The following is a 23,729-nucleotide window of genomic DNA, read 5'->3' as shown; positions in this document are numbered from 1 at the left end:
GGCGAGAAAGCCCCCCGACCGGCGCGGGGGGCTTTTCTCATGGGCTCACCCCGCTCTGTGCGGGGCAGGACGTGGGTTGTACGGCCGGAGCGGGCTGCGGGGTCGTGAAGACGACACCGGCGGCCGCCAGGAGGCTGCCCGTCATGATGAGGGCACCATAGATCAGCTTCGTGACCCTTGGTGAAAAGCTCCTCACGTTTCGGTATCACAGCACATATTCGGCCGGAGTATGTGGCTTATTTGCCAGAAAGTGCGTCCCACGCGTCGGAGACGATGTCGCGCAGCGCCGGCCGCTCGGCCTTCCAGCCCAGCTCACGCTGGATCTTCGCGGACGAGGCCACCAGCACGGCGGGGTCTCCGGCCCTGCGCTCGCCCACGACGGCGGGGATCTCGTGGCCGGTGACCTCGCGGCAGACCGAGATCACCTCCTGCACGCTGAACCCCGTGCCGCTGCCCAGGTTGTAGATCTTGTGCTCGCCCGGCGCGATCGCCTCCAGCGCCAGCAGGTGCGCCCGCGACAGGTCGGCCACGTGGATGTAGTCACGCACGCAGGTCCCGTCCGGCGTCGGGTAGTCGGTGCCGAACACGCTCACCGACGCGCGCTCGCCGGTGGCGACCTTCAGCACGTTCGGGATGAGGTGGGTCTCGACGGCGTGGCGCTCGCGGTAGCGGCCGTAGGCGCCGGCCACGTTGAAGTAGCGCAGGCTCACCGCGCCCAGCCCGCGGATGCGCGCGTACGCGCTCAACGCGGTGTCCACGGCCAGCTTGGTGGCGCCGTACGGGTTGGTCGGGCGCGTCGGGTCGTCCTCCTGGATCGGGGAGCGCTCGGGCTCGCCGTACGTGGCCGCCGTCGAGGAGAACACGATCTTGCCTACGCCCTTGTCCCGCATGGCCTCGAGCAACGCCAGCGTCCCGCCGAGATTGTTCTCCCAGTAGAGTCCCGGCTTCTGCACCGACTCGCCCACCAGCGACTTGGCCGCGAAGTGCAACACCGCGTCCACGCCGTCGAGCGCGTCGCCCGCGGCGGCGAGGTCTGCGCGGACAAAACGGGCACCCTCCGGCACCGCGTCCTCATGCCCGGTTGACAGGTCGTCGAGCACTGTCACCTCGTGTCCCGCCTCGACCAGCTGCGCCGCGACGACGCTGCCGACGTATCCGGCCCCTCCGGTGACCAGCAGTCTCATGTTGGCTCCTGTTCAAATATGTTTGATTTTGTATGGCTTGGCGTTCAGCATACGCTGGAAACCACCCGAGTACGCTGCCAACCACCATGTTTGACACCGTCGCGGCCAACATCGCCCTGGTTCTCATCTTCATTCTGACCGGGGGTTTCTTCGCCGCGGCCGAAATGGCGCTGGTCTCCCTCCGGGAGAGCCAGGTCCGCAAGCTCGCCGAACGCGGCCGCAGGGGCGAACGCGTGGCCAAGCTCGCCCGTGACCCCAACCGATTCCTCTCCGCCGTGCAGATCGGCGTCACCGTGGCCACCATGTTGTCGGCCGCGTTCGGCGCCGACCGGCTGGCCGCCCAGCTCGTGCCCGTGCTCGAAGGGTGGCGCGTGCCCGAGGCCGTGGCCCCCGTGCTCGCGCTCGTGCTGGTGACGCTGGCGATCTCGTACGTGTCGCTCGTGCTCGGTGAGCTCGCCCCCAAACGTCTGGCCCTGCAGCGGGCCGAAGGGCTCTCGCTCAGGGTGGCTCCTTTCCTGGACTGGATCGCCACCCTGTCGCGCCCGATCATCTGGATGTTGTCGAGGTCCACCGACGGCGTGGTCAGGCTGCTCGGCGGCAATCCGAAGGCCGACAGGGAGGAGGTCACCACCGAGGAGCTGCGCGACATGGTGGTCGGGCACACCGACCTGACCGCCGACGAGCGCAAGCTGATCGCCGAGGTGTTCGCCGCGGGGAAACGACAGCTCAGGGAGGTGATGCTGCCACGGACGGAGGTGGAGTTCATGGAGGCCGACACGCCGCTGGTCGAGGCTGCGCGCGAGGCCGCCAGGCTGCCGCACTCCCGCTTCCCGGTCTACCGCGAGTCGTACGACGAGGTCATCGGGTTCGTCCACGTCCGTGACATCCTCGATCCCGAGCTCGCCGGCCGCGCCGAGCCGATCAGCGCGGTCGTGCCGATCCGCCCCGCCAAGTTCGTGCCCGCCTCCAAACGCCTGCTCACCACCCTGAACGAGATGCGCGACGAGGGCCAGCATCTGGCGATCGTCGTGGACGAGTACGGCGGCACCGCCGGCATCGTCACCATGGAGGACCTCGTCGAGGAGCTGATCGGGGACATCAGGGACGAGTACGACGTCGAGGAGGACGTCGTCATCCTGCCCGCCGGCGAGATCGAGATCGACGGCCTGACGAACCTCAACGACTTCGCCTCCGAGACCGGCATCAGGCTGCCCGACGGCCCGTACGAGACGCTGGGCGGGTTCGTCATGGCCATGCTGGGCCACGTGCCCGTCCTCGGGGAGCGTGTGGAGGCCTCGGGATTCGAGCTGACCGTCACCGAGCTCGACGGCCGCCGGGTCGCCCGGGTGAGGGTGAAACGCCGACCGGTCGCCGAGTCGCCGCCCGACCAGGATTCCTGACACAATTGCCTGCTATGGCCAGACCTCGTGTTCTCTCCGGCATCCAGCCCACAGCGGACTCCTTCCACCTGGGCAACTACCTGGGTGCGGTCCGCCAGTGGGTCACCCTGCAGGAGACCCACGACGCCTTCTACTGCGTGGTCGACCTCCACGCGATCACCGTGCCGACCGAGCCCGCCGCCCTGCGCCGCCGCAGCCGCGTGGCCGCCGCGCAGCTCTTCGCCGCGGGCCTCGACGCGGAGCGTTCCACGGTCTTCGTGCAGTCGCACGTACGCGAGCACACCGAGCTCGCCTGGATCCTGATCTGCCTCACCGGCATGGGCGAGGCGGGCCGGATGACGCAGTTCAAGGACAAGTCCGCCAAGTTCGGGGAGAGCGCGGCCAGCGTCGGGCTGTTCACCTACCCGATCCTGCAGGCCGCCGACATCCTGCTCTACCAGGCCAACGCGGTGCCGGTGGGGGCCGACCAGAAGCAGCACCTGGAGCTGACGCGCGACCTGGGCCAGCGCTTCAACCACCGCTTCGGTGACACGTTCACGCTGCCGGAGCCGTACATTCTCAAGGAAGTCGAGAAGATCACCGATCTGCAGGACCCGACGGCGAAGATGTCCAAGTCGTCGTCGAGCCCGGCCGGGATCCTGGACGTCCTGGAGCAGCCTGGGCCGCTGCGGAAGAAGATCATGCGGGCGGTCACGGACACGGGGACCGAGGTCCTGTTCGACGAGGAAAACAAGCCCGGCATCTCCAACCTGCTGCGCATCCAGTCCGCGCTGACCGCCACGCCCATTCCCGAGCTGGTCGCCCGCTACGAGGGGCAGGGATACGGCACGTTCAAGAAGGACGTGGCCGAGGCGGTCTTGGAGACGTTCGCGCCGATCCGGGAGCGTACGGAGAAGCTGCTGTCGGACGAGAAGGAGCTGGACCGGCTGCTGGCCGTGGGCGCGGAGCGCGCCGCGACGGTGGCCAGGCAGACCATGGCCGCGGTCCGCGACCGGGTCGGCTTCCTCCCCACGCTCTGACTCCCGAGCCGTGGCGGTCCGTCCGGGCGGGAGGCCGGCCGGCGGTGGTCAGGGGCGACGGAGGTCGGCCGCCAGCTCGGCGGCTGCCGCGTAGTCGGTGGCGAGCGCCTCGCGCTCGGCCGGGGTCAGGTCCATCGCCTCCACCTCCGCCAGCACCGCCACCGCGCCGTCGTGGTCACCGGTACGCACCCGCAGCTCAGCCAGGTAGACCAGGGCCGGCGCCCGTTGGACGGCAGGGGCGTCGGCGTGCCGGGCGAGGCCGTTCTCCAGCACGCGGATCCCCGCCTCCTCATCCCCATGAGAGTCGGCCTGCCGGGCGGCCGCGGCCACCGCTCGGGCCAGCCGGCCCTCCGACGGCCCCGGCTCGTCGGCGTCCTCCTGGTACCGGCTGATCCGCGTCCCTGTACACGTACGTGCCGGGCAAGGCGGAGCTGCTGGAGCTGATGGTCGAGCGGGTGGCGGGCGCCCAGCCGCTCCCTGCCGCCCGCGCCGAGTGGCGGGCCGGGCTGCGTGACATGGCCGCCGCCGACCTGGCCGCCTACCGCGCCCATCCGTGGCTGCTGCAGGAGTCCACGTCGCGGACCGTCTTCGGGCCGAACGTCCTCACCCGGTACGAGGCCACGCTGGCCCTGCTCGACGGGCACGGCCTGGCCGCCATCGACGTCGTCGGCTGTGTGGCGGCCGTGGAGTCGTACACGCGGGGCGCGGCGTCAGCGGTCGTCGAGGCCGAGCAGGCGCCCGCGCACACCGGCAGCAGTGACGACGACTGGTGGGAGCGGCAGGTCCCGTTCCTGGAGGAGCGGATGAATGGGCGTTTCCCGCTGTTCGCGGCGCTGGAGGAGGCGGGGGCGTTCGCCGTGTCGGGCACGGCGCTGCCGTACACGCTGCAGCGGGCGCTCGATCGTTTCTCCTTCGGTCTCGACCTGCTTCTCGACTCGATCGGCGCCCGCATCGCCGCGTCCCGCCCTTAGTGGCACCGGGTGGCCCGGTGGATGCGCAAGATGGCGCGGAGGGCGGCCAAGGTGGGCCTGGTGAACCGGATGTCGCCGTGGACGGCGGTCCAGCCGGAACGATCCCGTTCGAAGGTCCACCCGGGAAACTCCCGCACGGCTTCCTGCTGTAGTCGTTCCATGACGAGATCGGCACTCGGCGCTGTGGTCATGAACGCAGCGTGTCATCAAAGTGCCGGTCCGTGACGAACTCGAGCGACAGATCTCCCTGTTCGCAAAGTCCGAACTCTCAGTTCGCGACGTCAGTTCAGGATGCCGTGGCGCTCGGCGAGATGACGTACCTCGGGCGCCCACGACGGCCGCGCCCGCCGCGCCAGCGACCGGACCATCTCTCTCAGCAGCAGCTTGTGATCGAGCTCCTCGGGGCACTCGCGCTCGATTCTCAGCAGGTGGAGCAGGCTGGCGGCGTCGTCGCCCAGGTCCTCGCAGGCGCGCGCGACGTGGCCCAGATGGGTGGCACGCCGTTCGATGGACGGGGTGTGGCGCAGGTCGATGTCGTCGGCGATCCGCAGCACCTCTTCGGGCCGGCCCACGTCGTTCTCGATGCCGGCCATGTGGATGGCCACGTTGGTGGGTCCAAAAAAGGCCAGGTCGTAGACGTCCGCAGAGTCCCGCACCCGTTCGGCGAGCTGCGCCGCGGGCCCGCGCACCCGATCCCTGGCCCGGTCGTCGTCGCCGGACCGGGCCTCGCCGGTGGCGGCGAGCAGGTGCAGCGCGCCGAGCGCCTTGACGTGGCGCTGGTCGCCGTCCGCGACGTGCGGCTCGATGAGCTCGATGCCGCGCCGCGCGACCTCGTACGCGATCTGGTGCATGTCGTCGGACAACATCGACTGCCCGAGGCTCCAGTACGCCCACGCGAGCATCAGCGGGTCCTCGGACTCCTCGGCGAAGCGCATGGCCCGATCCGCCGCGAGATGCGCGAGGTCCACTCGCCGCAGGTGCTTGAGCACCCCCCTGGCCAGGATGTACGCGTCCGCCGCGACGCTGCAGGACCGCGGGGTGCGCTCGGTCGCCAGGCTCTCCGCGTCGCTCACCAGGGACGGCAGCGCCGCCATCAGGATCGAGTAGCGGCGCGTCGAGGTGAACCAGGAGTTGCGGGCCGCCGCCACCCGCTCCGACAACTGGTCGGCGTCGGGCGGCTCGATGTCGGGCGCCGACGAGCGGCAGGTGAACAACGCGCGCTCGATGTCGCTGATCTGCGGCCGGCTCGGCTCGTGCGAGTCGCGCGGGGTCTCGCCTAAGAGCACGGCGGTGCGTACGCCCAGCACTTTGGCGATCTCCCGCAGGAGCGGCAGTGAGGGTGTGCGCTTGCCGTGCTCGATGAGCTCGATGTGCCGGGGGGTGCATCCGGCCTGGGTCGCCAGCGCGGTGGTGCTCATGCCCCGCCGCTCGCGCTGGAGTCTGACCATCTGCCCGGTGCTTATTTCGGTCATGGGGGTGGGCGCCTCCTGGCTCGCTTCAACACCCCAAAGGCTAGGGCTCCAGACTGTGGCCTGCCATGGTTTCCGCCCAGCTCAGGACGTACGAGAACGCGAGTGATGCTCCAGAATCTGGGCCAGGACGCCGGTCAGCTGCTCGCGTTCCGGTTGGGTCAACGGCGCGAGCACGTCGTCCTGTAGCTCGGTGATGAGCTTGTCCAGGCGGCGCAGGTGCCGGCGGCCTGGCTCGGTGACGGTGATGACGTTGCGGCGGCGGTCGGCGGGGTCGGGCGCACGCTCGACGTGGCCGCGTTCGGCCAGCTCGTTGATGACGGCGACCAGGTCGCTGCGGTAGATGCCGGTGCGCTTGCTCAGCTCCGCCTGGCTGGCCGGACCGGCCTCGTCCAGCGCCACGAGCGCCGCGTAGTGCCACTTGCGGGCGTCCTCGCGGGCGAGCCCCTCGCTCACCAGCCGGTCGGCGTGCATCGCGACCATCGACAACATGCGGCTGGGCAGGCGTCGCAGGCGGGCGGAGGGATGGTGGTCGTCCATGGCGTCCCAGGTCATGCGGGCGATCATACCGTCTTGCGTTAGTGGCACTAACGATATACGTTCGTTAGTGTCAAAAACGTTAGTGCAACGAACGAAAGAGGCGTCATGTCCAGAACGATCGACGTGCTCGACTCGACCATGTACTTCGAGGACTCGGGCGAGGGTGTGCCCTTCGTCTTCCTGCACGGCAACCCCGCTTCCTCGCACGCGTGGCGGAAGGTCCTGCCTGGGGTGGCCGGTGCCGGGCGTCGGCTGCTCGCCCCTGACCTCATCGGCATGGGCCGCTCGGGCAAGCCCGACATCCCCTACCGGTTCGCCGATCATGCCCGCTACCTCGACGCCTGGTTCGACACGCTCGACCTCTCCCAGGTCGTGCTGGTCGGCCACGACTGGGGCGGCGCGCTCGCCTTCGACTGGGCGGCCCGCAACCCGGGCCGGGTGCGGGGTGTGGCGTTCTTCGAGACCATCGTCCGCACGCTGAGCTGGGCCGAGCTCGGTGAGCGACCGCGGGCCCGCGCCGAGGCCATTCGCGGGCCCGGAGGCGAGTCCTTGGTGCTCGATCAGAACTTCCTCGTGGACACCGCGTTCGCGGGAGGGGTGCTGACGCCCTTGAGCGACGAGGAGAAGGAGCCCTACCTGGCGCCGTACCCGACCCGCGAAAGCCGGCGGCCGCTGCTGGAGTGGGCGCGTTCGTCACCGCTCGACGGCGACCCGGCCGACGTGGTCGAGCGGGTCGAGGGCTACCTCAAATGGCTGGGGAGCAGCGGCGACGTGCCCAAGTTGCTGCTCACCTTCGACTCCTCGCCGACGCTGCTGATCACGGAACGGGTGGCCGCCTGGTGTGCGGAGAACGTCGCCTCCCTGGAGACCGAGCACGGTGGCCCGGCCGGGCACCATGCGACGGAGGACCGGCCCGAGGCCATCGCCGCGGCGATCTCGGCCTGGGCCGGCCGGCACCATCTGGGCTAGCGGTGGCGGCGGCGGCTCATCGGGGCCAGGACCTCGCGGAGCGCGTCCGCCGCCCGCCGCACCGTCTCCTCCGGGATCCCGGCGGTCATGTCCGTGTGCGCCCGGGCCGAGGCCTCCAGGCCCGCCTCGGCCACCCGCCGCCCCTCGTCCGTCAGCTGCACCCAACGGCTGCGCGCGTCCCCCTCGTTGGCCTCGCGCTCCACGTAGCCCGCCGCCGTCAGCCGCTGCAGCAGGTTGCTGATGCCCCCCGAGGTGAGGAGCAGCGCCTTCGACAACTCGCTCGGCTTCATCCGGTACGGCGGCGCGGCCCGGTTCAGCGCCATCAGCACGTCGAACTCGGCGTAGGTCAGTCCCAGCTCGGCCAGCTCCGCCTTGATCGCCTGCTCGAACAGCAGGTGCAGCCGGGTGATGCGCTTGCCGAGCTCGAGGGTGGCGATGAGCGACGACGACATGCCCGCTTCTTTCCACAGGGGTGTCAGCGCGTCGATCTCATCCGGTTTCACGTCATCGAGGATACCTAGCACGAGATAGCTTTTTGAAAAGCTTCTGCTTAAGCTTTTAGACATGACAGTTACCACATTGATCAAGAACGGCGTCGTCGTCGACACGGAGCCGGAGCCCGGCGTGCTCGGCCGCGCCGACGTGCGGATCGAGGACGGCGCGATCGCCGAGGTGGGCCCCGGCCTGCCGGACGTCCCCGGCGCGGAGGTGATCGACGCGACCGGGCGCATCGTGCTCCCCGGCTTCGTCGACACCCACCGGCACACCTGGCAGGCCGCGATCAGGGCCGCCGCTCCTGACGTCGACTTCCCCGGCTACCTGCGGCGCGTCGTCGGCGAGCTCGCGCCCCGCCACCGCCCCGAGGACGTCTACGCCGGCAACCTCGGGGGCGCGCTGGAATGCCTCGACGCCGGCATCACCACGCTGCTCGACTGGTCGCACATCCAGCTCAGTCCCGCCCACACCGACGCGGCCCTCCAGGCGCTGCGCGCGTCCGGCATCAGGGCCGTGTTCGGTTACTGCCACGGAGGTGAGCCCGGCGGCCTGGCGAGCGAGACCCGGCGGGTGCGGGAACAACTGCCGGACGGCCTGGTCACGATGGCCCTCGCCGCCCTCGGGCCGGAGATCGCCGGGGAGGAGCGCTCGCTGGAGGAATGGTGGCTGGCCAAGGAGCTCGGCCTTCCGGTCACCTGCCATCTCGGGCACGGCCCCGACGGCGCCGGGCTCGCGTTCCTGGAGGCGAACGGGTTGCTCGACACCCCGACGACCTTCGTGCACGCGCTGCACTACACCGACGAGGAGTTCAAGCGCATCGCCGGCAGCGGCGGCAGCGTCTCGCTGGCGCCGGTGGACGAGATGAATCTGGCAATGGGCTACCCGGCCACGGGGCGGGCCAGGGCGGCAGGCGTACCGACCGGGCTCGGCGCCGACACCGTGGTCTGCGCACCCGGCGACATGTTCTCCCTGATGCGGACGGTCCACCTGCTCGAACGCGGCCGCCCCGGCGGGGCCGGTCTCGGCTTCACCACCCGCGACGCGCTGCGCATGGCCACGATCGAGGGCGCCCAGGTGCTCGGCATGGACGACGTGATCGGCTCGCTGCGGCCCGGCAAGCAGGCGGACCTGGTGCTGCTGCGTATCGACCGGCTCGGCATGGCCGCCGCCCACGACCTGATCGGCGCTATCGTGCTGAACGCCGATACCAGTACCGTCGACACGGTGCTGGTCGCGGGGCGTGTCGTCAAGCGAGATGGGCAGTTGCTCCACCACGACCTGGCGGCGGTCGTCGCCTCCCTACGGGAGTCCGCCGGCGCGGTTGTGAGGTGATGCCTGGCGGCTGGGGAGCGACCAGAGCGGAGGAAGGCGGCGGCGTATGGCGACCGAGCCCGCCTCACGGAGTGAGGCCAAAGGCAGGGCTGGCCTGGCGGCGAGGGTCGAGGAGGCCAAGGCCTGGGGCCGCGGCAAGGTGGACTACTGGCGCGTCCGCAGGTTGTCGTTCGACCATCTCATCAGGGCCGTGCGGCGCTACCAGGTGCAGCACGGCGACCACCTGGCGGGCGCGGTCACCTACTTCGCGTTCCTGTCGTTCTTCCCGCTGGTGGCGTTGTCGTACGCGGTGCTCGGGCTCGTGGTGGCGACCAGCGAGACCACCAGAGAGGCGCTGGAGGCGGCGATCGTCGAGCGGCTGCCGGGGATCGCCGCGGATCTCGACCTCGACGCCATCGCCACGGCCAAGGGGACCGCGGGGATCATCGGCCTGCTCGGCCTCCTCTACGCCGGGCTCGGCGCGCTGGACGCGCTGCGCGGGGCGCTGCGCGAGATGTCCATGACCACCGAGCCGCCGCTCAACTTCTTCCTGGGCAAGCTCCGTGATCTGGCCTCGCTCGTCATGATCGGCGTGACGATGATCTCCTCGGTGCTGGTGGCCGGGTTCGCCACCACGGCCACGGACAACGTGCTGCGGTTCCTGTTCGGCAGCGAGTCCGGTCCGGCCACCCTCGGGCTGAGGCTGGCGGGGGTGGCGGCGAGCGTGGCCGCCGACTGGTTGTTGTTCCTGATCCTGCTCGGGTGGGTGGCCAGGCCGACCCAGCCGTTCCGGGTGATCGCCAAGGGCGCGTTGCTCGGCGCGATCGGGTTCGGCCTGCTCAAGCAGCTCGCCACGTTGCTGCTGGGGCAGACGCTCGGCAACCCCGTCTACGGCACGTTCGCCGTCATCGTGGGCCTGCTGGTCTGGATGAACTTCTCCGCCAGGCTCGTGCTCTACGTCGCCGCGTGGACGGCGACGGCGGGGTTCTGCCCGCCGCCGTCCCCGACACCGCCGCCGACGTCAGAAGCGTGACCTGGCGCGCTTGCGGCGGATGCCGTACCAGAGGTAGATCAGCCCGAACAGCAGCCCGCCGCCGATCACCACCGATCCGACCGTCTTGGTGGAGTCGTCCTGGTTCCGCGCGGCCGTGTCGAGCAGCGGCGGCTGCTGGGCGGGGGTGACCTTCGTGGCCGGCGCGGACGCCTGCTGCTGCGGGGCGGGCAGCCCTGCGGGGAGCGGGTCCACCAGCTGGCCGACCGGCGCGGCCTTGCCCCTGACCGAGAAGCCCCAGTCCATCAGCGAGGCGACCTCGTCCCAGAAGCCGCCCTCGTGCCGCATGATGCTCACCACGATCGTGTGGCCGCCACGGGTGGCCGCGCCGACGAAGCTGGCCTGCGCCTTCGAGGTCCAGCCGTTCTTGACGCCGACCATGCCGTTGTAGCGCCAGAGCAGCTTGTTGTGGTTGCTGATCTGGTAGTGCTTGCCCTTGGGCGCCGGGAAGTTCGCGACCTTCGTGCTGATGTAGTGGGTGAAGTCGGGATTGGCCAGGCCGGCGCGGGCGATGAGCGCCAGGTCGTAGGCCGAGCTGCTCTGCCCGGGCTTGTCCAGGCCGCTCGGTGTCTTGGCCACGGTGTCGTTCGCCTGCAGCCGCTTGGCCTCGGCGTTCATGTCCGCCATCGTCTTGGCCAGACCGCCGTTCGTCTCGGCGAGTGCCATGGCCGCGTCGTTGCCCGACGACATCATCAACGCCCTGAACAGGTCCTCGACCTTGTACGTCGTCTTCGGCGTCAGGCCGACCGCGCTGCCCTCCTGGTTGCAGGCGTTCTGGCTGGGCCGGATCTTGCGGTTCTTGTCGAGCTTGGGGATGAGCGTGAGCGCGGTCAGCGTCTTCAGCGTGCTGGCCGGCAGGTAACGCCCGTGGGCGTCCTTCGCCGCGAGCACCTGGCCCGTGCCGGCGTCCGCGACGACGTACGACGTAGCCTTGGTCTTGGGGGGTTTCTTGACGCCCTCGGGCGCCACCAGACCGCGGCTGCCCAGCGCCTCGCCACCGACGGGTGTCGCCGGTTCGGCATATGCGGTCCCACCGGTGAGCGAGACCGAGGCGATGAGTGCCGTAACCGGCACGATTTTTGTCCACATAGCGGTCTCAGCGTAGCTTCGTGTGAATGCCCATGTGGCGACACATCCCCCGAAGATCCACCTTCGATACCAGAGAGGCACGCATGTCACGAAAGATCGCCGGATTCCTGATCGCGCTCGGCGCGTTCATGGTCTTCGAATGGGTGAATCTCGGGTTTAACCTGCAGGATGGGCATGAAACCAGCTTCTATGTCGTCCACGGCATCTTGATCGCGGTGAACATCGTCCTCGCCATCGTGCTCGCCGTCATCGGCTGGCGCGGACTCCGTGCTCATCCCGGCAGTGCCCATTCCTTCAGGGGCCGCAGAGGAGACGCCGGGTGAGCGCGTGCAGCTCGTCGGCCTCCTCTGGTGAGTCGCCTATCGAGGTGAAGCCGAGCTTCCCGTGCTCGGGAACGGCTCCGAGCAGATGGAAGACGTTCCCCGTGCGCCGCTCGGCGTCGAAGCCGATGCCGAGCCGGTCCGCCGTGCGCATGACCTCCCCGGGGGTGCGCCCGCGCAGGCAGGAGGAGGCGCAGTTGTCGGTCGCGGTGTAGTACTTCGGCTGGTCGCCGGCCATGAGCTGACCTGTCGCCGGATCGTACGTGGCCCCGGTCGTCAGCACGGCGGCCCCGAACGGATGCGTGGTGCCGCCGATGCGCAGGTTGATCTCGCACAGCAGCGCCGCGTACCCGGCGTCGGCCTTCAGCGCGAAGAAGTCCATCCCGAAGACCCCGACCACGCCCCGCTCGGCCAGCACGCGCGCGATCCGCTCCGCCGAGGCGCCCACCTCGGCGCGGTACTCGGGCGCGGCCGGGAACGTGCAGCCCTGGTAGACCTGGCCGTTGACGCCCCCGAGCACCTGGTCGTGCGTGGCCAGCACGCGCGCGTGGCCGCCCGGCGTGATGCAGGCCAGCGCGCTGGGGTAGTAGAGCGGCCGGTGCTCGATGTACTCCTCGACGACCGCGCCGCGGTCCCTGATCTTCGCGGAGAACGTGTCCCAGCACTCGCCTGCCATCGAGAAGCTGGTCAGCGACCTGTCGGCCTTGGTGACGATCGCGTTGCCGAGCCCGGAGTAGGCGTCGTTCAGCTTGACGATCACCCGTTCCCCCGGCAGCGCCTCGATCGCCTCCTCGATCTGCAGCGTGGTCCGCAGGTCGCCGAAGCCGCGCGCCATCCGCACGCCGGCCTCGTGGCCCAGCTCACGGGCGCCGCTCTTGGAGCCGTAATAGGCGAAAGAGGTGGCTGGACCGTAGAGGGGCACGTTGAGTAACGACGCGAGCTCCTCCTCGAGCTCGCTCAGGACGAACGGCACGATGCACGCGTCACCGTCGATCTCCGATCGCAGCTGTTCGATCACGTCGGGGCGGTCGAGCAGGCCCCTGGTCAACGGCTGAGACCAGGGGTCGTCGAGCGTGATCAGCGTGAGCCGCTTGGCGGCGTCATCCGGATCCGGCAGGAACGCGAAGTAATAGTCAATGATGTCGGGATCGATGGGCGCGGAGGAGAGGTAGATCACCTTTGCCCCGGGTTCGCGGAGCGTCAGCAGGAGAAAGAGCAGGCGCTCCTCGTACGACCTGGCCGCCGTGATGCGGCGGAGCTCATCCTGCGGAAGGGAGAGCGAGGGTACGACCACCAGGGTCCCCTCACTCGGCTCGAAGATGCTCAACCCAGCATACTTCTCCCCGAACGGGATATTAGTGATCATATTGCGAGTGAAACACGCATTCTTCTCAAATGCAGCCAGCGTCGAAGTGTGATGACCATGACAGAAGGTGACAGGATTCGGAATCGCCGACCACGTTTGGAACAGGCGACATCGGGTCACCATCTAATGATCCCTTGTGACCATTTCCGGATCAGGCTGACGTTCACGTAACGTGACCACCTGCGGTTACGGGCGTGCCGTCGGCTAACTTTTGGTGTATCTGTCGGCGGGAACTCGCGAGCGAGCGATAGAGTCGAAGCATCGCCATCGGGCTCACGGCCAACCGCTGTGCACCCGGGCTGCGGCGGCACTCGCGACTGACGAACGCAACGCCCATGCTGACGATCTCGCGCACCCGAACCAGCGGGTGTGTTTTTTGATTCGCCGAGCAGCCGCTCGACCGGGTGGCCACGGCGGATGGACGAGCTTTCACAGCGCATGAGCCGCGGTGGTCAGACATATTGGTGCGCGCGGCATGGACAGGATGGTGACATATGCGGGGACGTGAGCTTCGGGGCGAACTCGACGCGTTCCTAGCGGAGACCGAGCAGGACCTCGTGGCGTTCCGCCGCGATCTCCACATGCACCCTGAGCTGGCCTTCGCCGAATATCGCACGACACAGCGGATCGTCGAGCGGCTCACCGCCGCCGGACTGACGCCATCGGTGCTCCCCCGGGGCACCGGCCTCGTCTGCGATGTGGGCAGCGGCGACGGTCCGACCGTCGCGCTGCGGGCCGACATCGACGCGCTGCCGCTGCAGGACGAGAAGGACGTGTCCTACCGCTCGACCGTGGCCGGCGCGTGCCACGCCTGCGGCCATGACGTGCACACCACTGTGCTGCTCGGCACCTCGCTCTTCCTCGCCCAGCAGGCCGCCGCGGGCCTGCTGCCCGGCCGGGTCCGGCTGATCTTCCAGCCCGCCGAGGAGTTGCCCGGCGGCGCGCTCGAGGTCATGGCGCACGGCGGCATCAGCGGCGTCGACCGCATCTTCGGCCTGCACTGCGACCCGCGCGTGGACGTCGGCCAGGTCGGTCTCCGGCCGGGTCCGATCACCTCCGCCTGCGACAAGCTGAGCATCCGGGTCTCGGGACCCGGCGGTCACACCGCGCGCCCGCACCTGACCGCCGACCTCGTCTTCGCCCTCGCCAAGATCCTCACCGAACTGCCGGCGGCCCTGTCGCGCCGCGTCGACCCGCGCTCCTCGCTCAGCCTCGTCTGGGGCCGGGTCGAGGCCGGCACGGCGGCCAACGCGATCCCCGACGACGGCATCGCCGAAGGCACCGTGCGCTGCCTCGACGAGAACGCCTGGCACGCCGCCCCCGACCTGATCAAGTCCCTGCTGGACTCGGTGGCCGGCGCCTACGGCATCGAGGCCGAGCTGGACTACAAGCGCGGCGTGCCGCCGGTGGTCAACGACGAGGTCAGCGTCGAGATGCTGGCCGAGGCCGCCGAGCGGGTGCTGGGCGCGGGTGCGGTGATCCCGACCCAGCAGTCGCTCGGCGGCGAGGACTTCGCGTGGTACCTCGAGTCGATTCCCGGTGCGTTCGCCCGTCTGGGCACCCGCTCGCCGGCCGGCGTGACCTACGACATCCACCAGGGCACGTTCGACGTGGACGAGAAGGCGATCGCGATGGGCGTGCGGATCATGGCCGCCACCGCGCTGACCGCCCTCTGGGAGGTCGGGCCGCTCGACTCGATCACCAGCGCGATGGCGTGACCATCGGCAGCCGCAGGGACGAGTGCCCCGGCGAAACCGTGATCTCGGTGCCCGGCGGGTACCGCAGGGTGTAGTCGTAGTCGGTCGAGATGATCACCAGGCCCAGCCGGTGGCCCTTCTTGAACAGGTAGTCCGTCGGCTGGAAGTCCCAGGTGAAGGTATATTCCTTGCCCGGCCGCAGCGGCTCGGTCCGGTCCGGGCGGTGCCGGTTGCGGACGTCCAGCCAGCCCCGGGTGACGATCTTGTACGGCGTGGCGGCCGTGCCGAGCACCCTGAGCGTGGTGCAGCCCGTGTCACCCGGGACGCCCTGGCCGTAGCAGTAGGTCTGGCCGGTCGAGAGCAACGTGCCGTTCGGGCGGACGTCCGTGCCGTAGTCCACCAGTAACGCCGTCAGGTACGGCGACGCCCCGTTCTTGAACGAGGCCCGCACCGACACCGTCGGCGTGCCGGAGACGCGCACGTCGGCGGGGAGCTCGCCGGTCGTGTACGCCAGCCGGTTCGGGTCCGCCCCCGTGGCCTCGACGAGCTGCTCGGCGGTCCTGGCCTTCTGGTCGACGAAGGACTCCTTGGCCGACGGCCGGGGGATCAGGCCGAGCCGCTGGCCTGAGCCAAGGTGAAGCGGGACGGCGGTGGCGCCGGGCAGCGGCCACGACCTGTGCTGCGCCCACTGGCCTGCCGCGATCTCGACGTCGGCCTGCGGCTCGCGCATGATGCCCGAGTCGATGTCGTACAGCCAGTGGTCGAACCAGCCGTGCAGCTGGCGCAGCCACTCGACCGTGCGCAGGCTGAACGGGTTCATGTGGGTGCCCTGGTGCAGCCAGATCTTGCGCGGCACGTGCCGCTTGGCCAGGGCGTACCACCACTGCGCGAACTGCTTGGTCTTGACGTTCCAGTCGTTGAGGCCGTGCACGACGAAGACGCTGGCCTTGACCTTGCCGACGTCGTTCATGTAGTTGCGGGCGTCCCAGACAGGGCTGTAGTCGCCGGTGATCCGGTCCTGGGTGGCCGTGATCTGGTCCATCAGCGCGCCGCAGGCCTCCTGGCCGTTCTCCCTGGTCAGCACGTACTTGGCGAGCACGTCCAGGTCCTCGCCCTGGAAGCCGCCGGGGGCCAGGACGCCGCCGTTGGCGCGGTAGTAGTCGTACCAGCTGGAGATCGCGGCGATCGGCACGATCGTCTCCAGGCCCTCGACGCCCGTCGCGGCGACCGCGTTCGGGAGCGTGCCGTTGTAGGAGACGCCGATCATGCCGACCTTGCCGGTCGACCAGGTGGCCTCGACCGGGTCGCCGGCGGCGTCGAAGGCCTTGGCGCGGCCGTTGAGCCAGTCGATCGCGGCCTTCGGGCCCGCCGTCTCGTTGCGGTCGCCGGAGGTCGGGCAGCCGGTGGCGCGGCCGCTGCCGAGGTTCTCCACCAGCACGATGGCGTAGCCGCGGGGCAGGAAGTAGTTGTCGTAGTAGCCGTCGAACGGCTCGGCGGCCAGCTTGTTGGCCAGTGCTCTGAGCGTGGGCAGGGGGTTGCCGTTCTCGTCCACGTCCACGGGGTGGTTGGCGACGTCGTTGCCGCCGGCGTAGTAGGGGCTGGCCTCCATGATCACAGGGACCTTCAGTCCCTGGTCGGTCTCCTTGGGGCGCAGGATGTCCACCGCGACGCGGTCCGGTGCGCCGTCGTTGTCGCTGTCGGTCCCGGCGACCTCGACGAACACTGTCTGCTTGATGGCGTCCGCCCGGGAGAAGACGGGTTGCGTGGCGTTGTTCTCGACCTTTATGGCGGGGGTGTCGGCTGCGGCCGGTGTGGTGCCGGTCAAGGCCGCGACGAGGATCGCGGCCAGCGGCACGGCCAGTGCCTTCCTTGGGTGCATGCGGGGCTCCGATCGGAAACTTCCACCGTCGGTCGGAATCTCTGTCATGATCGGGCCCAAGGCAAGGGGTGATTCAACCCCAAAGTCTGGCAAAACTTGTATGTGCTCTCTCATGGGGGCTTCAGGTCACAGACGCGACTGAGGTCGATAACGGAGTAGTTGCGACCCTGTGTGCTGGTTTGGTCTGCCCTGGTCAAGCAACTATCTTCCGTGCAGGTGCCGTACGTTTCTTCGCGCCTGCGATGAATCTCGACGGCGGGGAAATGGAAGGGAGTCGCCTTGCTCGGCAAGCGATTCAACAGGATGGCGCTCGGCTCGGTAGCCGGCGTCATGCTCATGGCAGCAGCCGCATGTGGCGGCGGTGGTGGGGGCTCCACGACGGCCAGCGAGGCGCCGACCGGCGCGGCCAGCAGCGAGGCGCCGAAGAGTGCGCTCAAGGTTGGACTGGCGTTCGACATCGGCGGACGTGGCGACAAGTCCTTCAACGACGCTGCGTACGCCGGCCTGGAGAAGGCGAAGACGGAGCTCAGCGCGGAGATCAAGGAGCTGAGCCCGGCCGCCGACGGTTCCAACCGCGGCGACCTGCTGCGCCAGCTCGCTGATGCCGGCTACAACCCGATCATCGGTGTCGGCTTCGCCTACGGCGAGGACATCAAGAAGGCGGCCGAGGAGTACCCGGACATTCAGTTCGCGGTCGTCGACTCCGCCTCCAACGCGCCCAACGTGACCGGTCTGCTGTTCGCCGAGGAGCAGGGCTCCTACCTGGCGGGCGTCGCCGCGGCGACCAAGTCGGAGAGCAGCCACATCGGCTTCGTGGGCGGGGTCGAGAACGACCTGATCAAGAAGTTCGAGGCTGGCTACGTGGCCGGCGCGAAGTCGGTCAAGTCGGACATCAAGATCGACATCAAGTACCTCACGCCCGACGGTGACTTCTCCGGCTTCAAGGCCCCGGACAAGGGCAAGGTGGCCGCCGACAAGATGTACCAGGACGGCGCGGACATCGTCTACCACGCCTCCGGCGACTCCGGCCTGGGCGTGTTCCAGGCGGCGGCCGCGGCCAAGAAGAAGGCCATCGGCGTCGACTCCGACCAGCGCCAGACGGTCAAGGAGACCGATCTGCAGTCGGTCATCCTGACCTCGATGCTCAAGCGCGTCGACGTCGGCGTGTTCGAGTTCATCAAGGCCTTCCAGGGCGGCGCCAAGGGCGGTGCCAACGTCACGTACGACCTCAAGGTCGACGGCGTGGGCCTGGCCACCACCGGTGGCGAGATCGACGACATCAAGGACAAGCTCGACGCTGCCCGGCAGGACATCGTCGGCGGCAAAATCACGGTTCCGGCTAAGCCGTAACCTGGGTAGGACCATCGACAGAGGGCCCGGAGTCCGGCTACTTCGGGCCTTCTGCCTATGCCGCCCCCCTCTAGGAGAGGCGAAATGAGTGCTGACACCCTGGCCACGGCGAAACCCGCCGTAGAGCTGGAGGGCATCACCAAGCGTTTCCCCGGTGTCGTCGCGAACCACGACATCCGCATCACCGTCGAACCAGGCACGGTGCACGCCATCGTGGGTGAGAACGGCGCGGGCAAGTCCACCCTGATGAAGATCCTCTACGGCATGCAGAAGCCGGACGAGGGCACCATCAAGGTCAACGGCACGGAGGTCGCCTTCCGCACGCCGAGCGACGCCATCGCCGTCGGCATTGGCATGGTCCACCAGCACTTCATGCTGGCCGACAACCTCACCGTGCTGGAGAACATCGTCCTCGGCGCAGAGCCGAAGAAGGGCGGCATGCTCGACACGGCCACCGCCCGCAAGCGCATCACCGAGCTCGCGGAGAGCCACGGCCTGCGGGTCGATCCGGACAAGCTCGTGGAGGACCTCGGCGTCGGCGACCGCCAGCGCGTGGAGATCCTCAAGGTCCTCTACCGCGGCGCCCGCATCCTGATCCTCGACGAGCCGACGGCCGTGCTGGTCCCCCAGGAGGTCGAGGAGCTCTTCCAGAACCTGCGCGAGCTCAAGGCCGAGGGCCTGACCGTCATCTTCATCTCGCACAAGCTCGACGAGGTGCTCGACATCGCCGACGCGATCACCGTGATCCGGCGCGGCACCACGGTCGCGAGCCTGGCCAGGAACGAGGTCACCAGCGCCCGCCAGCTCGCCGAGCTCATGGTCGGCAGCGAGCTGCCCACGCCCGAGACCCGCGAGTCCACGGTGACCGACCGCGTGGCGCTCCAGGTCGCGCACCTCACCATGGAGGCCGACGGCTACCGCCCGGTGCCGAAGGGCACCTCTGTGGAGACGTACGTGGAGAAGCTGCGCGCCGACGGCAAGCGGCTGCTCCTCGACGACGTGTCGTTCGAGATCCACGAGGGCGAGATCCTCGGCATCGCCGGCGTCGAGGGCAACGGCCAGTCCGAGCTGATCGAGGCCATCATGGGCATCCGCGCCGCACACGGCGGCATCGCCCTGGGCGAGCAGGACATCAGCACCTGGTCGACGCTCAAGCGCCGGGAGTCCGGCATCGGCTACATCCCCGAGGACCGGCACCGCCAGGGCCTGCTGTTGGAGGCGTCCCTGTGGGAGAACCGCGTGCTCGGCCACCAGACCAGGAAACCGGCGCGTAACGGCATCTGGGTCGACCGGCGGGCGGCCAAGGCCGACACCGAGCGCATCGTCAAGGACTACGACGTCCGCACGCCGGGCGTCGACACCCTCGCCCTGGCCCTGTCCGGCGGCAACCAGCAGAAGCTGATCGTGGGCCGCGAGATGAGTGGCGCGCCCAAGTTCCTCATCGCCGCGCACCCGACGCGGGGCGTGGACGTCGGCGCCCAGGCCGCCATCTGGGACCACCTGCGCAACGCCCGGGCGGCGGGCCTGGCGGTGCTGCTCATCTCCGCCGACCTCGACGAGCTGATCGGCCTGTCCGACACGATTCAGGTGATCTACCGGGGACGCCTCGTGGCCGCGCTCGACCCTTCCGACATCACGCCCGAGCGGCTGGGCGGCTACATGACCGGCGCCATCGCCGGCACTGAGGAGACGTGATGCCCGCCGGGCTCAACCGGGCGCTGCTCACCGTGGCCGGCGCCGTCATCGCCATCGTCCTGGCCATCGCGATCTCCAGCGTGGCGATCACCGCGGCGGGCGCCAGCCCGCTGCACGCGTTCGCCGCCTTCTTCGACTTCGGTGCCAGTGAGCGGGCTCAGTCCAACGCGATCGCGACCTTCCTCAACCGGGCGGTGCCGCTGTTCATCGCCGGCCTGGCGGTGGCCGTCGGTTTCCGCATGAACCTCTTCAACATCGGTGTGGAGGGCCAGTACCGGCTCGCCGCCATTTGCGCCGCCTACGTCGGGTCGACGTTCTCGGCCCCCGCGCCCATCCAGATCACCGTGATCATCGTGGTGGCGGCGCTCGTCGGCGGCCTCTACGCGCTGATCCCCGCGGTCATGAAGGTGACCAGGGGGGTGAACGAGGTCATCTCGACGATCATGCTGAACTACATCGCGATCAACCTGTCCTCGTTCCTGGTGCGGGGACCGTTCGCGGGGCAGCGCGCCGAAGGGCAACTCACCACGACGACGCCGGAGCTGCCGGACTCGGCCATGTTCCCGAACCTCAACTTCGTCTTCGACTGGTTCGGGCTGCTGCCGCCCACCCGCGGCGGGGGCGTGTGGGGCTTCCTGCTCGTGGCGATCGCGCTCGGCATCGTGATCTGGGTCGTGCTCGAACGCACCCGTTTCGGCTTCAACGTCAAGGCCAGCGGGCTCAACGGCCCGGCCGCGCTCGCCTCGGGCGTGGACCCGAAGAAGATGATCATCGCGGCGATGATGTTGTCCGGCGGGATCGCCGGGCTGATCGGCCTGCCCGAGATCCTCGGCGACAAGGGCGCGTTCAACTCCAACTTCACCGCGGGACTGGGCTTCCTCGGCATCGCGGTGGCGCTGCTCGGCCGGAACAAGCCGGTCGGCATCGCGGTCGCCGCGTTGTTGTTCGCCTTCCTCGACCGGGCGCAGGGCGCGCTGCAGATCGCGAACGTGCCGCCGTCCGTCATCACGATCATCCAGGGCGTGACCGTCCTGCTGGTCGTGGTGGCCAACGAGGTGACGAACCGGCTGGCCCTCAGGCTCGAGGAACGGCGGGCCGCCCAGGAGCTCGGCACCAACAAGGTTGAGGTGGCAGCATGACGAGGTTCACCAAATACCACCTGGTGCTCGTCGGCATCGCCGTGCTCCTCCTGCTGATGTCACTGGTACGCGTCGCATCGGGCCAGAACGACATCACCTCCTCCGGCACGTTCGCCGCCGCGCTGCTGCTCGCGGTGCCGATCGGCCTGGCCGGCCTCGGCGGGTTGTGGGCCGAGCGGGCCGGCGTGGTCAACATCGGGCTCGAAGGCATGATGGTGCTCGGCACCTGGTTCGCCGGCTGGGCCGGTTACCAGTGGGGCGCCGTGGCCGCGCTGATCGCGGGCTTGCTTGGTGGCGCGCTCGGCGGCCTGATCCACGCCGTGGCGACCGTGACGTTCGGCGTGGACCACATCATCAGCGGCGTCGCCATCAACCTGCTCGGGCCCGGCGTCACCCGCTTCTTGTCCGAGGTGCTCTACAAGGAGGGCACTCCCGCGGCAGACGCCGGCGCGGGCATCACCACCTCGCCCGCGATCACGGGGAAGACGTGGGAGCCCAGCCTGCCGCTGCTCTCCGACGGCCCTGACCTGCTCGGAAAGCTCGAGAGCACCCACTGGTTCCTGCTCTCCGACCTCGCGGGCATCCTGGGCGGCCTCACGCGCAACGTGAACATCCTGGTCGTCCTGGCGGTCCTGCTGCTGCCGCTGACGTTCTTCGTGCTCTGGCGCACGGCCTTCGGCCTGCGGCTGCGCTCGGTGGGCGAGAACCCGTGGGCGGCCGAGTCGCTGGGCGTGAACGTCTACCTGATCAAGTACATCGCGGTCGTCATCTCCGGCGCGTTCGCCGGGCTCGGCGGCGTGTTCCTGGTCTTCGTCTCCACCAAGTACGTGGAAGGTCAGACGGCAGGGCGCGGCTTCATCGGCCTGGCCGCCATGATCTTCGGCAACTGGCGTCCCGGCGGGCTCGCGGCGGGCGCCTCGTTGTTCGGCTACGCTGACGGCCTGCAGCTGCGCAGCTCGGGGGCGGTCACGTCGTTCTTCCTGTTCGGCGCGGTGCTGCTGCTCGCCTACCTCATCATCAGGGCCCGCCGGATGCTGGCGCCGGACCAGCCGGCCGAGCTGGCGGCCAGAAGCCCCAAGGACTACACACTGATGGCCGCCGCGGCGGCGGGCATGGTCGTGTTGTTCTGGCTCTGGGTGACCGTCGACCAGTTGCCGAACGAGTTCGTCTTCATCACACCACACGTGCTCACGCTGCTCGTGCTCCTGGTGGCTTCGCAGCGGCTGCGGATGCCCAAGGCCGACGGCGTGCGCTACCGCCGGGGGGAGCAGCATTGAGCATCGACTGGGACGGCCTGCGCGACGAGGCCGCTGAGGCCATGCGGCACGCGTACGCGCCGTACTCGAAATTCCCCGTGGGGGCGGCGGCGCTCGTCGACGACGGCAGGATCGTCACGGGCTGCAACGTCGAGAACGCCTCCTACGGGCTCGGCCTGTGCGCCGAGTGCGGGCTGGTGTCGGCGCTGCAGCGGTCCGGCGGTGGCCGGCTGGTGGCCTTCACCTGCGTGGACGGGCACGGGGAGCTGCTGATGCCGTGCGGCCGCTGCCGGCAGCTCCTGTACGAGTTCGGCGGTGAGGACCTGCTGGTCGAGACCGTCGACGGGCCGAAGCCGATGTCCGAGATCCTGCCGTACGCGTTCGGCCCTGAAGACCTGAGCAGGAGCGCGTAGTGGACGCCATCGAGGTCATCCGCGCCAAGCGGGACGGCGGCGAGCTGACCACGGCCCAGATCGACTGGGTGATCGCCGCCTACACCCGCGGCGACGTGGCCGACGAGCAGATGTCCGCGCTGGCCATGGCCGTCCTGCTGAACGGCATGAACCGGCGGGAGATCGCCGACTGGACGCAGGCCATGATCCGCTCGGGCGAGCGGATGGACTGGTCGATGCTGGACCGGCCCACCGCCGACAAACACTCGACCGGCGGCGTCGGCGACAAGATCACGCTGCCGCTGGCCCCGCTGGTGGCGGCGTGCGGCGCGTACGTGCCGCAGCTGTCGGGCCGCGGGCTCGGCCACACCGGCGGCACCCTGGACAAGCTGGAGTCCATTCCCGGCTGGCGGGCCTCGCTCTCCAACGACCAGATGCTGCACGTCCTGCGCTCGGCCGGCGCCGTCGTCTGCGCGGCGGGCTCCGGCCTCGCCCCCGCCGACAAGAAGTTGTACGCCCTGCGCGACGTCACCGGCACCGTCGAGTCCATCCCGCTGATCGCCTCGTCGATCATGTCGAAGAAGATCGCCGAGGGGACCGGTTCGCTGGTCCTCGACGTCAAGGTGGGCTCGGGAGCGTTCATGAAGTCCGTCTCGACGGCGCGTGAGCTGGCCGAGACGATGGTCGCGCTCGGCACGGACGCGGGGGTGCGCACGGTCGCGCTGCTCACCGCGATGGACCGGCCGCTGGGGCGGGCCGTGGGCAACGCGCTGGAAGTCGAGGAGTCCGTCGAGGTCCTCGCCGGTGGGGGGCCCTCCGACGTGGTGGAGCTGACGGTACGGCTGGCACGGGAGATGCTTGAGGCGGCCGGGGTCTCCTCCGGCAAGGACCCCGCCAAGGCGCTGCAGGACGGGTCGGCCATGGACGCCTGGCGGCGGATGATCGTCGCCCAGGGCGGGGATCCGGACGCCGTGTTGCCGCGCGCGGCCGAGACGATGGTCGTCGAGGCGCCGGAGTCGGGGGTGCTGACCCGGCTGGACGCTTACGCGGTGGGACTGGCGGCCTGGCGGCTGGGGGCCGGGCGGGCGCGCAAGGAGGACCCGGTGTCGTTGGTGGCCTTTCGCCTCTCCACATCTG

23 protein-coding genes are annotated in these 23,729 nt (G+C 69.4%); 14 read left to right on the top strand and 9 right to left on the bottom strand.

Going from position 1 to position 23,729, the window contains the following annotated elements; genetic code table 11:
- Positions 1–236: 236 nt before the first annotated feature.
- A complete protein-coding gene (galE, locus tag ETD86_RS19335; protein ID WP_138667555.1) occupies positions 237–1,184 on the bottom strand; it encodes a UDP-glucose 4-epimerase GalE in 948 nt (315 codons plus the stop codon).
- A gap of 86 nt (positions 1,185–1,270) precedes the next feature.
- Between galE and ETD86_RS19330 the strand changes: the two genes are divergently transcribed.
- A complete protein-coding gene (locus ETD86_RS19330) occupies positions 1,271–2,584 on the top strand; it encodes a hemolysin family protein (protein WP_138667554.1) in 1,314 nt (437 codons plus the stop codon).
- 14 nt (positions 2,585–2,598) lie between these two features.
- The gene (trpS, locus tag ETD86_RS19325; protein WP_211370160.1) at positions 2,599–3,603 is read left to right on the top strand and encodes a tryptophan--tRNA ligase; all 1,005 of its coding nucleotides are present in this window, start codon (positions 2,599–2,601) and stop codon (positions 3,601–3,603) included.
- A 48-nt stretch (positions 3,604–3,651) separates the two neighbouring features.
- On the opposite strand, the gene ETD86_RS57045 is transcribed toward trpS, so the two are convergent.
- Complete coding sequence (locus tag ETD86_RS57045) at positions 3,652–3,876, bottom strand: hypothetical protein (RefSeq protein ID WP_211370159.1); 225 nt, start codon at positions 3,874–3,876, stop codon at positions 3,652–3,654.
- 140 nt (positions 3,877–4,016) lie between these two features.
- On the opposite strand from ETD86_RS57045, the gene ETD86_RS19315 reads away from it, so the two are divergent.
- Positions 4,017–4,574: a TetR/AcrR family transcriptional regulator C-terminal domain-containing protein gene (locus ETD86_RS19315; RefSeq protein ID WP_138667552.1), complete on the top strand. Its 558-nt coding sequence runs from the start codon at positions 4,017–4,019 to the stop codon at positions 4,572–4,574.
- Here ETD86_RS19315 and ETD86_RS19310 read toward each other — a convergent pair.
- The 3 genes from ETD86_RS19310 to ETD86_RS19300 all read right to left on the bottom strand — a co-directional run bounded on the left by ETD86_RS19310 (position 4,571) and on the right by ETD86_RS19300 (position 6,598).
- Positions 4,571–4,765 carry a hypothetical protein gene (locus tag ETD86_RS19310; protein WP_138667551.1) on the bottom strand — a complete coding sequence of 65 codons (195 nt, stop codon included), beginning with the start codon at positions 4,763–4,765 and terminating at the stop codon, positions 4,571–4,573. The two genes, ETD86_RS19315 and ETD86_RS19310, sit on opposite strands and share 4 nt — an antisense overlap.
- A 90-nt stretch (positions 4,766–4,855) precedes the next feature.
- On the bottom strand, positions 4,856–6,046 hold the full coding sequence (locus tag ETD86_RS19305) for a helix-turn-helix domain-containing protein (protein ID WP_138667550.1): 1,191 nt from the start codon (positions 6,044–6,046) through the stop codon (positions 4,856–4,858).
- An 81-nt stretch (positions 6,047–6,127) separates the two neighbouring features.
- The gene (locus ETD86_RS19300; protein WP_138667549.1) at positions 6,128–6,598 is read right to left on the bottom strand and encodes a MarR family winged helix-turn-helix transcriptional regulator; all 471 of its coding nucleotides are present in this window, start codon (positions 6,596–6,598) and stop codon (positions 6,128–6,130) included.
- A 90-nt stretch (positions 6,599–6,688) separates the two neighbouring features.
- Here ETD86_RS19300 and ETD86_RS19295 point away from each other — a divergent pair, with 90 nt between their 5' ends.
- Complete coding sequence (locus tag ETD86_RS19295; RefSeq protein WP_138667548.1) at positions 6,689–7,552, top strand: haloalkane dehalogenase; 864 nt, start codon at positions 6,689–6,691, stop codon at positions 7,550–7,552.
- Here ETD86_RS19295 and ETD86_RS19290 read toward each other — a convergent pair.
- Positions 7,549–8,055 carry a MarR family winged helix-turn-helix transcriptional regulator gene (locus ETD86_RS19290; RefSeq protein WP_170223157.1) on the bottom strand — a complete coding sequence of 169 codons (507 nt, stop codon included), beginning with the start codon at positions 8,053–8,055 and terminating at the stop codon, positions 7,549–7,551. The two genes, ETD86_RS19295 and ETD86_RS19290, sit on opposite strands and share 4 nt — an antisense overlap.
- A gap of 61 nt (positions 8,056–8,116) precedes the next feature.
- Here ETD86_RS19290 and ETD86_RS19285 point away from each other — a divergent pair, with 61 nt between their 5' ends.
- Entirely contained in the window at positions 8,117–9,379 is a 1,263-nt protein-coding gene (locus ETD86_RS19285) for an amidohydrolase family protein (RefSeq protein ID WP_138667546.1), read from the top strand.
- A gap of 46 nt (positions 9,380–9,425) precedes the next feature.
- Positions 9,426–10,391 carry a YihY/virulence factor BrkB family protein gene (locus ETD86_RS19280; protein ID WP_138667545.1) on the top strand — a complete coding sequence of 322 codons (966 nt, stop codon included), beginning with the start codon at positions 9,426–9,428 and terminating at the stop codon, positions 10,389–10,391.
- Here the strand turns inward: ETD86_RS19280 and ETD86_RS19275 are convergent.
- Entirely contained in the window at positions 10,380–11,483 is a 1,104-nt protein-coding gene (locus ETD86_RS19275; protein WP_246148005.1) for a D-alanyl-D-alanine carboxypeptidase family protein, read from the bottom strand. The two genes, ETD86_RS19280 and ETD86_RS19275, sit on opposite strands and share 12 nt — an antisense overlap.
- A gap of 98 nt (positions 11,484–11,581) precedes the next feature.
- Between ETD86_RS19275 and ETD86_RS19270 the strand changes: the two genes are divergently transcribed.
- Positions 11,582–11,821: an SCO4848 family membrane protein gene (locus ETD86_RS19270; protein ID WP_138667543.1), complete on the top strand. Its 240-nt coding sequence runs from the start codon at positions 11,582–11,584 to the stop codon at positions 11,819–11,821.
- Here ETD86_RS19270 and ETD86_RS19265 read toward each other — a convergent pair.
- On the bottom strand, positions 11,793–13,184 hold the full coding sequence (locus ETD86_RS19265) for a peptide ligase PGM1-related protein (protein WP_246148004.1): 1,392 nt from the start codon (positions 13,182–13,184) through the stop codon (positions 11,793–11,795). The genes ETD86_RS19270 and ETD86_RS19265 overlap by 29 nt on opposite strands.
- A gap of 494 nt (positions 13,185–13,678) precedes the next feature.
- On the opposite strand from ETD86_RS19265, the gene ETD86_RS19260 reads away from it, so the two are divergent.
- Complete coding sequence (locus tag ETD86_RS19260) at positions 13,679–14,902, top strand: M20 family metallopeptidase (RefSeq protein ID WP_138667542.1); 1,224 nt, start codon at positions 13,679–13,681, stop codon at positions 14,900–14,902.
- Here the strand turns inward: ETD86_RS19260 and ETD86_RS19255 are convergent.
- Entirely contained in the window at positions 14,883–16,760 is a 1,878-nt protein-coding gene (locus ETD86_RS19255) for a Xaa-Pro dipeptidyl-peptidase (protein ID WP_138667541.1), read from the bottom strand. The genes ETD86_RS19260 and ETD86_RS19255 overlap by 20 nt on opposite strands.
- A gap of 279 nt (positions 16,761–17,039) precedes the next feature.
- On the opposite strand from ETD86_RS19255, the gene ETD86_RS19250 reads away from it, so the two are divergent.
- From ETD86_RS19250 to ETD86_RS19225, 6 genes are all read left to right on the top strand, one after another.
- Positions 17,040–18,110, top strand: coding sequence for a BMP family lipoprotein (locus tag ETD86_RS19250; RefSeq protein ID WP_138667540.1), 1,071 nt, complete (start codon positions 17,040–17,042; stop codon positions 18,108–18,110).
- Positions 18,111–18,194: 84 nt separating this feature from the next.
- On the top strand, positions 18,195–19,805 hold the full coding sequence (locus ETD86_RS19245) for an ABC transporter ATP-binding protein (protein WP_211370158.1): 1,611 nt from the start codon (positions 18,195–18,197) through the stop codon (positions 19,803–19,805).
- Positions 19,805–20,944, top strand: coding sequence for an ABC transporter permease (locus ETD86_RS19240; protein ID WP_138667538.1), 1,140 nt, complete (start codon positions 19,805–19,807; stop codon positions 20,942–20,944). The genes ETD86_RS19245 and ETD86_RS19240 overlap by 1 nt, the downstream gene beginning before the upstream one ends.
- Entirely contained in the window at positions 20,941–22,221 is a 1,281-nt protein-coding gene (locus ETD86_RS19235) for an ABC transporter permease (RefSeq protein WP_138667537.1), read from the top strand. The genes ETD86_RS19240 and ETD86_RS19235 overlap by 4 nt, the downstream gene beginning before the upstream one ends.
- Positions 22,218–22,613, top strand: coding sequence for a cytidine deaminase (locus ETD86_RS19230; RefSeq protein WP_138667536.1), 396 nt, complete (start codon positions 22,218–22,220; stop codon positions 22,611–22,613). The genes ETD86_RS19235 and ETD86_RS19230 overlap by 4 nt, the downstream gene beginning before the upstream one ends.
- Positions 22,613–23,729: thymidine phosphorylase (locus tag ETD86_RS19225; RefSeq protein ID WP_138667535.1), on the top strand; the 1,117-nt coding region annotated here is incomplete at its 3' end. The genes ETD86_RS19230 and ETD86_RS19225, both read left to right, overlap by 1 nt.

It is taken from the genome of Nonomuraea turkmeniaca, from assembly GCF_005889735.1.
In the GTDB taxonomy this organism is placed as follows: Bacteria; Actinomycetota; Actinomycetes; order Streptosporangiales; family Streptosporangiaceae; genus Nonomuraea; species Nonomuraea turkmeniaca.
The sequence above is the reverse complement of the archived record's forward strand: the minus strand, read 5'-3'. Positions and strand labels throughout refer to the sequence as shown.